The following is a 12,106-nucleotide window of genomic DNA, read 5'->3' as shown; positions in this document are numbered from 1 at the left end:
GCCCTCATTTCCCCACAATAGAAACCCGCCCGGTCTTGGCGGCGAGCCGGATTTTGGACGGCGCGACCGGGCAGCGACCGCAGCATCCTCCCCCCTGCCCGGCGAAACGCGTCCAAGACCGGCGCGCAAGGTAGGCAACCGCGGCGAAGACCGTGACGGCAACAGCGATGGACTCCGCGAGACTCACAATTTCAGCAAATGCGTGCCGACTTGGTAGGTCAAGACCGCTCCGGCCCACGCCAAGGCGGTCATGTAGCAGAAAGCAAAAGCCGCCCAACCCCAGTTGGATTCTTTCGCCATCACCGCGACCGTTGCGCCGCACTGCAGACAAAGGGCGAAAAACACCATGATGGCCAACGCCACGGGAACGGTGAAAACCGGACGCCCCGCCGACGGACCATGCGTCCACACATCGCGCGAGAGAGTGGAACGCAAATCGGAGGATTCCTCATCGGCGTCACCGACGCCGTAAATGGTCCCAAGCGTTGCGATGATGACCTCGCGCGCGGGAAAGCTCGCGAGAACGCCCACGGTGATCTTCCAGTCGAATCCGGCCGGCGCGAAAAGCGGTTGCACGGCGCGGCCGGCGCGCGCGAGATAGCTCTGCTCGATGTAGGCGGCCTCCGTGCGCAAGCGCAGCGACTCGTCACCCGCGCTCGCCCCCGCCTCTGCCGCCACGCGCTCGCGGACCGCGTCCGGCCGGGGAAAATATACCAGCGCCCAAATGATCACCGTCATGGCGACGATGACCGTGCCCGCGCGAACGAGGAACTCGCGCGCCCGTTCCCACATGCGCCAGAAAATGTCGCGCAACCGCGGGCGGCGGTAGGGCGGCATTTCCAATAAGAACGGCAACGGCCGCGTGCGCAGGATGAATTTGTTCATCGCCCACGCCACCGGAACCGCCACGGCCAACCCGACGAAATGGACGCCGAAAAGGACAAGGCCGGCCACGAGGGCGCCGTAAGCCGGCTCGATGAAAGCGCCGATCATGAGCGCGTAAACGGGCAGACGTGCCGAGCAGCTCATCAACGGCGAAATGAGAATGGTGGTCAGCCGCGCCCGCGGATCCTCGATCGTGCGCGCGGCGAGCAAACCGGGCACGGCGCACGCGAAGCTCGAAAGCAACGGCACGAAACTTTTCCCGTTGAGCCCGCACCACCCGAAAATCCTGTCCATGAGAAACGCGCCGCGCGCCATGTAGCCGGAGTCCTCGAGCAGGGCGATGAAGAAAAACAGGATGAGTATTTGCGGGAGAAAAATAATCACGCCCCCGGCTCCGCCGATCACGCCGTCGGTCACCAGGCTCTGCAGCGCCGGATAACCTTCGAGCCACGGTGCGACCGTCTGTTGCGCGCCCACCACCAGCGATTCGATGGCATCCATCAGCGGCCCGGCCCACGAATAGATCGACTCGAAAACAAGCAGCATCAGGCCGAGAAAAATCACCAGTCCCCACACGCGATGGGTCAGAACGGCGTCGATCCTCTCGGTGGCGGAGCGTTTGCGCTTCTCGGGAAATTTCACCGCATCCGCAGTCAGGTGCCCCAAGTGCTCGTATCGCAGCAGGGCTTCCGCCGACGCCGGCTGCATACGCGCGCTGACGAGGATATCGCGCGCCGCCGAGAGCATGGGGGCGGGGTCGGCGCCGGGCGGCCAGCCGCTGCGTTCGAGCACGGCGCTTTGCCGGTCGAAAAGAACACGCCGCAATTCTCCGGGCGACAACTCCTGCGCGTTTTCCTTGGCCAGTCCGCCGGCGAGGAATTTCACCGCGCGTTCGACCGCCTCGGGCCAGGGCACGGGCGCCATCAGCGTCTGTTCGTCGGCGGCGCGGTTGACCGCGCGCTCGAGCGCCGCGATCCCGTCGCCGCGGGTCGCCACGGTCCGCACCACCGGCACGCCCAGCCGGCGTGAAAGCAACGGGGCATCGACGTGGATGCCCGCTTTCTCCGCCGCATCGGCCATGTTGAGCGCGATGACCAGCGGCAGCCCCAAATCCGCAACCTGCGATGCGAGGAAAAGATTGCGCACCACGTTCGAGGCATCGACCACGCAGATCACCGCGTCGGGCCGCGGCTCGCCGGCGAGATGACCGGTGAGAAAATCCAGCGCCACACGCTCGTCGGGCGAGGAAGCGGAGAGACTGTAGGCGCCGGGAAGATCGACCAGCGTGACCTTGCGGCCCTCGTATTCCCAGGTTCCCGATTTTTTTTCCACCGTGACTCCCGGATAATTGCCGATCTTCTGGCGTGATCCGGTGAGGCGATTGAAAAGCGTCGTCTTCCCGGTGTTCGGATTGCCGACAAGCGCGACGCGCAAAGCACGGACGGATGAAGCGGTGCTGCGGGACATGGCGGAAATTTTCAGGCGAGACGCGTGACGCGCACCGAGGCGGCATCCGCTTTGCGCAGGCTCAAACGCATGCCGTTGAATTCCACTTCGACGGGATCGCCGAGCGGCGCGACCTGCACGACACGCACCTCCGTGCCCGGGAGCAAACCCATGGCGATCAAACGGTGGAAGGCCGGATGTTCGGCCGGGCCCGGTTCAACCCGTCCCCGCTCGCCGATCCGCAGCGCATCCAGCGATGCGGCGGCAGCACTCATCGGTCCGCCTTGAGCGCGTGATGCTGCGCTTCCTGCATCGCGCACACTTCCACGCAACCAAGCATGCACCGGCGCACTGCCACTTGACCATTCTGGCAACGCACCATCACCGGATCGCGCCCGCAAAGCACCTCGACCTCCGCGCCCTCGTGGAATCCGATACGCCGCAGCTGCGCCGCCCACTCGCTGGAATCATCAACGGAAACCACCCGGTGGCATTGCCGCCGGGGGCTGTGGTCGAGACGCAGGGTCCGGGCTTTGGGCATCGGCATGGAGAACTGTCTTGAGACTAAGTCTCAATAGCCGCCATGGCAAGGGCCAATTCGCTCCTGCCCGAAATCGGACCCGAACAGCTTAAGGCAGCGGATATTGCGCGGTGAACGCGTGGACACGGCTCTGGATCTTGGCCAGTTCCTCGGGCCGCTCCGCATTCTGCAGGGCGGCATGGATCATGTCGGCAATTTCCATCATCTCCTCTTCTTTCATGCCGCGGGTGGTCATGGCCGGTGTGCCGATGCGGATGCCACCGGTCTTCAAGATCGACTCGGTATCGAAAGGAATGGCGTTTTTGTTAACCGTGATGCCCGCGTGGTCGAGCGCTTCCTGCGCCTGCTTGCCGTTGAGCCCGGCCGGGCGGAGATCGACGAGCATCACATGGTTGTCTGTGCCCCCGGACACGATGCGGTAGCCGAGCATGGCCAGTCGCGCGGCGAGCGCTTTGGCGTTCGACACGATCTGCGCGGCGTATTTTTTGAATTCCGGTTGCAGCGCCTCGTGGAAACAAACGGCCTTGGCCGCGATGACATGCATGAGCGGACCGCCCTGGACGCCCGGGAAAACCTGCGAGTCCACAGCCTTCGCGTATTGCGACTTGCACAGGATCACGCCCGAGCGCGGACCGCGCAGGCTCTTGTGCGTGGTGCTGGTCACGAAGTCCGCATATGGCACCGGGCTCGGATGCACGCCACCCGCCACCAGACCGGCAATGTGCGCCATGTCCACAAAGAGCAGGGCACCGACCGAATCGGCGATTTTGCGCATGCGTTCGAAATCGATCAGACGCGGATAGGCCGAGGCGCCTGCGGTGATCATTTTCGGACGGCTCTCCTGCGCCAGCTTGGCCAGCGCGTCATAATCGATCCTCTCGGTCTCAGGGCTCACGCCGTAGTGGACCACGTCATAAAGTTTGCCCGAGAAATTCGCCTTGTGCCCGTGCGTGAGGTGTCCGCCGTGCGCGAGATCCATGGTGAGGATCCGGTCGCCCACGTTGATCGCGGCAAAATAGACGGCGGTGTTGGCCTGGCTGCCGCTGTGGGGCTGCACGTTCGCGTGCTCGGCGCCGAAAAGCTCCTTCGCCCGCTCGATGGCGAGGCTTTCCACCACATCCACGTGCTCGCAGCCACCATACCAGCGGCGCCCGGGGTAGCCCTCGGCATATTTGTTGGTCAGCGCCGACCCCTGCGCCTCGCGGACTGCACGGCTGGTGAAATTTTCCGAGGCGATCAGTTCGATGTTCTGGAATTGCCGCCGCTCCTCGTCGTGGATGGCCGCCGCAATGGCCGGATCCGTCGCCTCGAGAGCGGGAATATCCGAGAGTTCAAAGTTCGTGGATTTGCTTTTCGTTGTGTTCATGAGTGTTTTTTCGCCGGTGATTGTCTCGATGAGGCGCGGCAAGGTGCGCTTGATGTCCTCCTTGCAGGCCTCGTAAGTCTCGCGCGTTCCGCCGATGGGGTCGGTCACATCCGCGCGGCCGCCGCGGGCCGCGTCTTCGTGGCGCAGAAGTTTCATCTTCGGGGCCATCTCCGGGTAAAGCAGGAGCAGCATGTCGAGATGGTCGCGGGTCATGGTGAAAACATGGTCCGCCTCGCGCAGCAGTTGGACCGTGACCGGTTGACTGCGGATATCGGAAATATCGACGCCTTCCTTTTTCAGCACTTCGATCGCATGCGCGCTGGGCGACTGACCGCGTCCCGCGCCGAGGCCCGCCGAAAAGGCGGCGATACGCCCCCCGGACATTTTGCGCATCAGTCCCTCCGCCATGGGACTGCGGCAAACATTGCCCGTGCAGACAAAAAGGACTTTCTTCATGCTTTTTTCCGGACCCGCGGCCACCGCGCAAGCGTATTAAAGCCGCGGTTCAAGTCAAACCGGGCGGTCGCCGGTCCAGAAATCTTGCCTTGGGCGCCCCGGCATGGTGTTTTTCGCCGTTATGAAACAACTGATTACAGCCCTCTGCCTCGTTTTCCTCGGCCCCGCGCTCACGGGCGCCCAAACCGCCGACGCCCCGCCGTCCGGCCCGTTCACACTGCCCGCGCTTCCCTACGCTTACGACGCCCTCGAGCCGCACATCGACACCGAGACGATGAAAATCCATCACGACAAGCATCACGCGGCTTACGTGAACAATGCCAACAAGGCCCTGGCCGGACAGCCCGACCTGGCCAAGATGACGGTCTGGGATCTCATCGCCCACCTCGATGAAGTTCCGGAAGAAATCCGCACCACCCTGCGCAACAACGCCGGTGGCCACGCCAACCACTCGCTGTTCTGGCTCATGATGAAACCCGGCGGGGGCGGCAAACCCTCCGGCAAGTTGGCCGAGGCCATCGATGAATCCTTCGGAAGTTTCGAGCAATTCCAGAAAAAGTTCACCGAGGCCGCGATGAAAGTTTTCGGGAGCGGATGGGCTTGGCTCAGCCTCACTCCCGACGGCGAGATGATCATCGAAACCACGCCCAACCAAGACAGCCCGATCATGAACGGCGGCAAACCGCTCCTCGGCTTGGACGTCTGGGAACACGCTTACTACCTGAAGAACCAGAACCGCCGCGCCGATTACATCACCGCCTGGTGGAACGTGGTCAACTGGGACTACGTCTCCGAGCGATACGCCGAAGCGAAAAAATAACGACACCGCGCCCGTGGCGTCATTGGCTCCCGGCCAAAGATGATCCGGATTCATCGGCAAACCGAAGCATCGCGTGGATGGCCCGCAGGCGAAACCACCGTAATTCCGATGGGTCTTCGCAGTCATTTTCAACAATCTCCGAACAATCGTTGTGCAACCTTTTGTCGCGGCCGCGACAAAAGGTTGTCAACGTTGTTTCCGTAAACTTGCGAGAGCAGGGTGGTCCTTCGAGGCCGAGTAGGGTTCGCCGTGCCAAGATCAGTTCCGATATTAGAGGAGAAGGTCTGGCGGATAAGTCCTAGCATGCCTTCGTGGTGGCTGGTGAAAACGGGACACCACCCTAGTCGTTCTTATAAGCGGTGAATATGCCGATTCAGCAAAAAGTCGTCGTTATCCGCGATGCCGTCGCGGAGAAAAACATTCCGCTTGGTCACGCTCTTGTCCGCCGGGCATGATCGCTTCTGCAAGCGATGCAACAGACCGTTCTCCGTATCCTCGCCTATCCGCTGGCCGCGGTGGCTCTCGCCGCCTTGTGGTCGCTGCGCCCCGTCGCGGAGGAGCGATCCGGCATCACGGAGTTCGGCCGCGTGAGTTGGGCCGAAACGCAGCCGCGAGTTGCGGCCGGCGAATGGTTGCTGGTCGATGCGCGCGACGAGGAACATTACACCGCGCAACATATTCCGGGAGCCATCTCATTGCCGTCACATGTTTATCCCGAAATGCTGCAATTTTTCGCCGAGGACCACGGCACGGAAAAAACGACCGTCGTGTATTGCGGGACGGAAGATTGCAACGTGAGCACAGAACTCGCCGTCCGCCTGCGGGATGAAGCCGGATTGGCCGATGTGCGCATTCTCGACGGCGGTTTCCTCGCGTGGCAACGCAGCCAGTAGAAGCGCCATCCTTGGCACTTCTACTTTTATCACCAGTCTTCCCCGCATCATGATTTATCCTCTTTCATCGTTAGCCGGCATTCTGTTTTCTGAAGATCCGACATGAAACGCGCGGCCATCCTTGCCATCCGCATCTTGCTGGGCGGACTGTTCCTCGCCGCGGGACTTTCCAAAGTCGGCGCACCGCTGCAGACACTCGCCACCGTTTACTCGTATCAGATCGTGCTGCCCGACTGGCTGGCCAACACGATTGCGCACACTTTGCCGTGGATGGAGATTCTGCTCGGACTCGGGCTCATCGCCGGGCTTTGGTTGCCCGTCACTGTGGGATGGACCGCGGCCACGCTCGCTGTATTCACCGCGCTCACCGCGCAGGCTTGGTGGCGCGAGTTGCCGATCGATTGCGGGTGCATCGACTTGAGCGCAATTCATCCGGCCCTGGCCGCCTTGACCACACCCGGCGGCGCAACCATGCGTAATCTGGTGCTGCTTGTGTTGTGCGGAGTGCTGCTGCGGTGGTCGCGCGAGCATTGCGCAAAGTAGAAGCGTCATCCTGCCGCCTGACCGCCAAAAAAAAGCGCGAAGATGGCGCTTCTAATTTTTTCTCAGCGCAAAACGGCGAAAAACTGCGTGTCCATCGAGGGAGGCGTTGGCGGCTCGGTGGTCAACTGAACGCGGACGCGCCCGGGCACGAGTCCCGTTCCGGGTTTCGGGGTCACGACGAGTGTTTGCCGTCCGGGCTCGGGCCCATCCGTGACGGCGATATCAAGAACGTCCGGCGTTGCCTGCGCGCCGGTGATCTTGAGGACATCGTCTTTTTTCAGGCGGATATCGATATTCTTCGGAGTCCGGGATTCGTCCTTGGCCCAGTTGATGACACGCGGCTGGATCGTGACTCGCGGATTGTTCGTCACCTGCAATGTCAGAATGTGCTCGCGTCCCCCGCCCTCGTCGGTCCGCACGTTGATGCGGTAAGCGCGCACGCCGGTCCCGGGCTTGGGCTTGTGCTTGACCGGTAGCACACCGCTCTCGCCCGGGGCGTAATGTGTTTTGTCCGGGCTGCCGACGGTGCAACCGCAAGAGGTGTTGACGGAGCGTATGACAACAGGCCGGGGACCGTTGTTGCGGAATCGGAAAACTGTCTCCTGCGGCGAAGAGGTGCCGTCGGTCTCGAGTTGGACTATGGTCTGCTCCCAGGCCAGTCCCGGGGACGCATCCTGCGCGGTGGCACCAACAGCGACGAACAAAGCAAAAGCCAAAGAAAACGGAGCGACGCGAAGAGACATGCGCAATGAAGAAAGCCTCACCCTTGGCCGCATGCAACCCGGAGTTTCAGAAGAAATCGGCAACTATGCAGTTTCGGAAGATCCGAACCGATCAGCCGCTCAATGGCCCGTGCTTTTGGAAAATAAATTGATCACTGCGACCCCGGCGATGATGAGCGCCATGCCGCCGATGGCGGCTGCATCGAGTTTCTGGCCGAGAACCAGCCATCCGATCAACGCGACGAGCACGATACCCGCACCGCACCAGAGAGCATAGGCAATCCCGACCGGCATGGTGCGCAGCGTGAGCGAAAGGAAATAGAATGCGACCGCATAACCCGCGACGACGAACAGCGACGGGCCGAACCGGGTGAAACCGTCGGAAGCTTTGAGGGCGGACGTGGCGATAACTTCAGCGACGACGGCGATGGCGAGGTAGAGATAGGTCATGAGCCGGAAATTTGGAGTTTTTGCAGTAAGGTAGACGTATTGTGCCGCCTGACCATCAATCACGAAGCGGCAGGGGTGCTTCTACTCGATGAATACGATCAGTCCGACAATGAGCGCCGTGATCGATGCAAAGAGCACGGCGGCGGCGGCGAGGTCTTTCAGTTTTTTCACTTCCGGGTGCTCGTCGGGGTGCGCGAGGTCGGCGACGTATTCGATGGCGGTGTTGAGCGCCTCGGCGGTCCAGACCAAGCCGATGGAGAGAACGACCGCGATCCATTCGCCGGCGGAGATTCCGAACCACCATCCGAGGGCAAGGGCGGCGACCGTGGCGGCCAGATGAAATCGTGCGTGGACTTCGCTCTTGAGTAGCGCGGCAAGGCCGCGGAAGGCACAGGCGAAACTTCCGATTTCGCGTGAGAGAAAACCGCGCCGGTTCATGGCGCCCGACGTTCAGTGGCTTTCCTGCTTCGGGAAAAACGCCGGCGGGTTTTCCGCGGCACCGAGCGGTTGGCCTTCAGACTTTTCTTTGGCGGCTTCTTTCTCGCCGTAGCCGGGGATGCTGACCGAGGGCGGGATGCGCTCGCACGCGGGTGCCAAGACGAGCACCGCGGCGAGGATGAGCAAAGCAGGACGGGCTGGCATGGAATCAGTCGGGGACGACGAGGCGGACCTTGCCTCCGTGCTTGGCCGCGGCGGCATCGAGCAAGCTGCGGATGGCGTGGATGGTTTGACCGCGTTTGCCGATGATACGGGGAAGATCGGTCTGCCGCGCCTGCACGGTAAAAACGTCTTTGCCATCGACGGCGGCGTGGGAGAGGAACACCTCGTCGGGATGGCCGGCGAGTCGGCGGAGGACGAAGTTGAGGAATTCCTCCATGGGTCGCGGCGTCAGGCGGCCTTGCGGGCTTTCTTCACCAAGCTGCGCACGGTGTCCGACATCTGGGCGCCGTTTTTCACCCAGTGATCCACCCGGGCAACATCGATCTTGTAGTTGGTGCCGGTCTTCTTCGGATCGTAGTTGCCGATGATTTCGATGAATTTGCCGTCGCGCGGACTGCGTTTGTCCGCGACCACGACCTTGTAATAGGGCGCGTTGCGCGTCCCTTCCCTGCGGAGTCTGATTGCCACTGCCATAAGTTATTTCGTTAGTTCCGGCCAAGCATGCCCATGGCGCCCGCTCTGGCCATCATTTTTTTCAATTTGCCGGGGCTTTTCATGAGTTTTTTCATGTCGGAAAACCTCAGCAAAAGGCTGTTCACTTCGGTGACCGTCGTCCCGCTGCCGCGGGCGATGCGCTGGCGGCGACGGGCGTTGAGAAGCTCGGGCCGCGCCCGCTCGCCGGGCGTCATGGAGAGGACGATGGCCTCCACCCGGCGCATCTGTTTTTCATCAACGCCGGATCCTTTCAGCTTATCCATCCCGGGCAGGAGACCAAGGAGATTCTCCAAGGGGCCCATGCGGCGGATGGCTTTGAACTGGTCGAGGAAGTCGTTGAGGTCGAAATTCCCGCCGCGGAGCCGCTCCTCCATGCGCGCGGCGTCCTCCACGCGAAAATTCTCGGCCGCTTTCTCGACGAGGCTCACCACGTCACCCATGCCGAGGATGCGACCGGCCATGCGGTCGGGGTGAAACACTTCGAAAGCGTCAACCTTCTCGCCGGTGCCGGCGAACTTGACCGGCTGGCCGGTGACCTCGCGCAGGGAAAGCGCAGCGCCGCCGCGGGCATCGCCGTCGAGTTTGGTGAGGATCAATCCGGTGACACCGACGGCGCCATGGAATTTTTCCGCCACGCCGACGGCCTGCTGTCCGGTGGCCGCGTCGCACACAAGCAGGCTTTCGTCGGGTTGGACGAGATCCTTCACCCTGCGCAGTTCACCGATGAGGTCGTCGTCGAGATCCTGGCGTCCGGCGGTGTCATAAATTTCGACGTTGTGGCCCTGCGACTTGGCCCAGTCCATGCCCTCGCGCACCGCGCGCAGCACATCTTTCTCCCCCGGCGCCGGCCGGTAAACTGGAACGCCGATCTGCTCCGCAAGGGTGGCCAGTTGCTCGATGGCGGCCGGTCGCTGCAGGTCGCAGGCGACAAGCACGGGCTTGCGTCCGTTTTTCTTCAGCCAGGCCGCCAACTTCGCGCAGGTGGTTGTTTTGCCCGCGCCGTTGAGACCGACGACAAGGATGCGGGCCTGCGGGCCGAGTTGCAGCGGGGCAGCGTCGCTACCGAGCAGCGTGGCGAGTTCGTCGTGGAAAATTTTGACGATCTGCTGTCCGGGCGTGACGCTGCGCAGCACTTCCTCGCCAAGGGCTTTGTCTTTGACCCGCGCGATGAAGTCCTTGGCGACCTTGAAGTGCACATCGGCCTCGAGGAGCGCCATGCGCACCTCGCGCAGGGCGTCGTTGACGTTCGACTCGCTGATGCGCCCGTGACCGCGGAGGTCCTTGAAGACATCCTGCAGTTTGTCGGAAAGGCGGGAGAACATGATGCAGGAAGGATTTTAGCAGAGGAGGTGCAGCCGCGCACACGCGGCGAATTCAGAAACAGCGTGAGGGATTTTTCATTCTGGCGGGCAAGCGTTCCGCGAAGGAAACCGGCTGGCGCAATCCACCTACAGACCCAGGTCTTTGAAAACTTTGTCCACGTGTCGGAAATGGCGGTCCAATCCGCAGGCATCCTGCAACTCGGCATCGGTGAGCGCCGCACGGATTTCGGAATCGGCGGCAAGGTTGGCGAGAAACTCTCCGTCGCCAGCCCACGTCTTCAAGGCGGCGCGCTGCACGGCCTCGTAAGCCTTTTGCCGCTCGAACCCTTTTTCGGTGAGTTTGAGCAGCACCGACTGGCTGGCGAAAAGGCCGCGCGACTTCTCCATGTTGGCGCGCATATTCTCGGGATAGACCTGCAGCCCGCGCACGAGTTTGGCCAAGAGAGCGAGCATGTAGTCGAGCAGGATACAGCCGTCGGGCATGATGATGCGCTCGGCGCTGCTGTGGCTGATGTCGCGCTCGTGCCAGAGGGCGACATTTTCCATTGCGGTGACGGCATGGCCGCGTATGACACGCGCCAGCCCGCAGAGACGTTCGCCGGTGATCGGGTTGCGCTTGTGCGGCATGGCCGAGCTGCCCTTCTGGCCTTTGGCGAAAAATTCTTCCACTTCGAGAACCTCGGTGCGCTGCAGATGGCGGAACTCCGTGGCCCAGCGGTCGATCGAACTCGCGGCCAAAGCGAGCACGGTCATGAACTCCGCATGGCGATCGCGCTGGATGACCTGCGTGGAAAGGGTCGCGGGTTTGAGGCCCAGCTTGGCGCAAACTTCCTCCTCGACCCGCGGATCGAGGTGCGCGCGCGTCCCCACCGCACCGCTGAGTTGCCCGACGGCCACGCGTTTGCGCATTTCGACGAGTCGCTCGCGCATGCGGCCGAATTCGTCATACATCAGCGCCATCTTGAGGCCGAACGTCACGGGCTCGGCGTGGATACCGTGGCTGCGCCCCATCATCGGCGTGAGCTTGTGCGCGCGCGCCTGTTCGGCGACGGCCGCGCGGACCTCGTCCACGTCCTTGATCAGAAGGTCGCAGGCCGCAGTCATCTGCACGGCGAGCGTGGTGTCGAGAATATCGGAGGATGTCAGCCCCTGGTGCATCCATCGCGCAGCCGGACCGACCGAGGCGGCGACGTTTTCGAGGAACGCGATAACGTCGTGGTTGGTGCGCTTTTCGATCTCGAGAATCTCGGGAATGGAAAATTTCGCTTTTTGCCGGATCTGCACGGCATCGGCCTCGGGGATCAGCCCCAAGCGCGCCATGGCCTCGCAGGCGAGGGTTTCGATCTCGAGCCATATTTCGTATTTGCGCTGTTCGGACCAGAGGGCTCGCATCTCCGGCCGGGAATATCGGTCAATCACCGCATCACTTTAGCGCAAGCCCGCGTGCATGACCATTGCGGAAAACAAGAAGGGCCGCGGCCCCGCGGCCGCAGCCCTTGCTTGCCAT

16 protein-coding genes are annotated in these 12,106 nt (G+C 62.3%); 3 read left to right on the top strand and 13 right to left on the bottom strand.

Going from position 1 to position 12,106, the window contains the following annotated elements:
* Positions 1 to 4: 4 nt before the first annotated feature.
* The 5 genes from FGM15_02490 to FGM15_02470 all read right to left on the bottom strand — a co-directional run bounded on the left by FGM15_02490 (position 5) and on the right by FGM15_02470 (position 4,694).
* The gene (locus FGM15_02490) at positions 5 to 187 is read right to left on the bottom strand and encodes a hypothetical protein (protein MBU3664736.1); all 183 of its coding nucleotides are present in this window, start codon (positions 185 to 187) and stop codon (positions 5 to 7) included.
* The gene (feoB, locus tag FGM15_02485; protein MBU3664735.1) at positions 184 to 2,352 is read right to left on the bottom strand and encodes a ferrous iron transport protein B; all 2,169 of its coding nucleotides are present in this window, start codon (positions 2,350 to 2,352) and stop codon (positions 184 to 186) included. Before feoB ends, FGM15_02490 begins: the two co-directional genes overlap by 4 nt.
* An 11-nt stretch (positions 2,353 to 2,363) precedes the next feature.
* The gene (locus FGM15_02480; protein ID MBU3664734.1) at positions 2,364 to 2,606 is read right to left on the bottom strand and encodes a hypothetical protein; all 243 of its coding nucleotides are present in this window, start codon (positions 2,604 to 2,606) and stop codon (positions 2,364 to 2,366) included.
* Positions 2,603 to 2,878, bottom strand: a complete 276-nt coding sequence (locus tag FGM15_02475) for a ferrous iron transport protein A (GenBank protein MBU3664733.1) — start codon at positions 2,876 to 2,878, stop codon at positions 2,603 to 2,605. Before FGM15_02475 ends, FGM15_02480 begins: the two co-directional genes overlap by 4 nt.
* Before the next feature lie 82 nt (positions 2,879 to 2,960).
* On the bottom strand, positions 2,961 to 4,694 hold the full coding sequence (locus tag FGM15_02470; protein MBU3664732.1) for an aminotransferase class I/II-fold pyridoxal phosphate-dependent enzyme: 1,734 nt from the start codon (positions 4,692 to 4,694) through the stop codon (positions 2,961 to 2,963).
* A gap of 121 nt (positions 4,695 to 4,815) precedes the next feature.
* Between FGM15_02470 and FGM15_02465 the strand changes: the two genes are divergently transcribed.
* The 3 genes from FGM15_02465 (at position 4,816) to FGM15_02455 (ending at position 6,950) form a co-directional block, all read left to right on the top strand.
* The gene (locus FGM15_02465) at positions 4,816 to 5,514 is read left to right on the top strand and encodes a superoxide dismutase (protein ID MBU3664731.1); all 699 of its coding nucleotides are present in this window, start codon (positions 4,816 to 4,818) and stop codon (positions 5,512 to 5,514) included.
* 470 nt (positions 5,515 to 5,984) lie between these two features.
* Positions 5,985 to 6,407, top strand: a complete 423-nt coding sequence (locus FGM15_02460; GenBank protein MBU3664730.1) for a rhodanese-like domain-containing protein — start codon at positions 5,985 to 5,987, stop codon at positions 6,405 to 6,407.
* A gap of 102 nt (positions 6,408 to 6,509) precedes the next feature.
* A complete protein-coding gene (locus FGM15_02455) occupies positions 6,510 to 6,950 on the top strand; it encodes a DoxX family membrane protein (protein ID MBU3664729.1) in 441 nt (146 codons plus the stop codon).
* A gap of 62 nt (positions 6,951 to 7,012) precedes the next feature.
* Here the strand turns inward: FGM15_02455 and FGM15_02450 are convergent, their stop codons facing one another.
* The 8 genes from FGM15_02450 to FGM15_02415 all read right to left on the bottom strand — a co-directional run bounded on the left by FGM15_02450 (position 7,013) and on the right by FGM15_02415 (position 12,018).
* Positions 7,013 to 7,726: a DUF1573 domain-containing protein gene (locus tag FGM15_02450; protein ID MBU3664728.1), complete on the bottom strand. Its 714-nt coding sequence runs from the start codon at positions 7,724 to 7,726 to the stop codon at positions 7,013 to 7,015.
* A gap of 66 nt (positions 7,727 to 7,792) precedes the next feature.
* Positions 7,793 to 8,122 (bottom strand): QacE family quaternary ammonium compound efflux SMR transporter, encoded by a 330-nt coding sequence (locus FGM15_02445; protein ID MBU3664727.1) that lies wholly within the window; start codon positions 8,120 to 8,122, stop codon positions 7,793 to 7,795.
* Between the two features lie 81 nt (positions 8,123 to 8,203).
* Positions 8,204 to 8,560: a diacylglycerol kinase family protein gene (locus tag FGM15_02440; protein MBU3664726.1), complete on the bottom strand. Its 357-nt coding sequence runs from the start codon at positions 8,558 to 8,560 to the stop codon at positions 8,204 to 8,206.
* A gap of 12 nt (positions 8,561 to 8,572) precedes the next feature.
* Entirely contained in the window at positions 8,573 to 8,764 is a 192-nt protein-coding gene (locus FGM15_02435) for a hypothetical protein (protein ID MBU3664725.1), read from the bottom strand.
* Between the two features lie 4 nt (positions 8,765 to 8,768).
* Positions 8,769 to 8,999, bottom strand: a complete 231-nt coding sequence (locus FGM15_02430; GenBank protein MBU3664724.1) for a KH domain-containing protein — start codon at positions 8,997 to 8,999, stop codon at positions 8,769 to 8,771.
* Between the two features lie 11 nt (positions 9,000 to 9,010).
* On the bottom strand, positions 9,011 to 9,256 hold the full coding sequence (gene rpsP, locus FGM15_02425; protein ID MBU3664723.1) for a 30S ribosomal protein S16: 246 nt from the start codon (positions 9,254 to 9,256) through the stop codon (positions 9,011 to 9,013).
* Positions 9,257 to 9,267: 11 nt separating this feature from the next.
* The gene (locus FGM15_02420) at positions 9,268 to 10,599 is read right to left on the bottom strand and encodes a signal recognition particle protein (protein ID MBU3664722.1); all 1,332 of its coding nucleotides are present in this window, start codon (positions 10,597 to 10,599) and stop codon (positions 9,268 to 9,270) included.
* Between the two features lie 126 nt (positions 10,600 to 10,725).
* On the bottom strand, positions 10,726 to 12,018 hold the full coding sequence (locus tag FGM15_02415) for an adenylosuccinate lyase (protein ID MBU3664721.1): 1,293 nt from the start codon (positions 12,016 to 12,018) through the stop codon (positions 10,726 to 10,728).
* Positions 12,019 to 12,106: the final 88 nt, after the last annotated feature.

This window comes from Chthoniobacterales bacterium (assembly GCA_018883245.1).
Lineage (GTDB): Bacteria > Verrucomicrobiota > Verrucomicrobiia > Chthoniobacterales > JACTMZ01 > JACTMZ01.
This window is presented reverse-complemented; position numbering and strand designations above follow the sequence as displayed.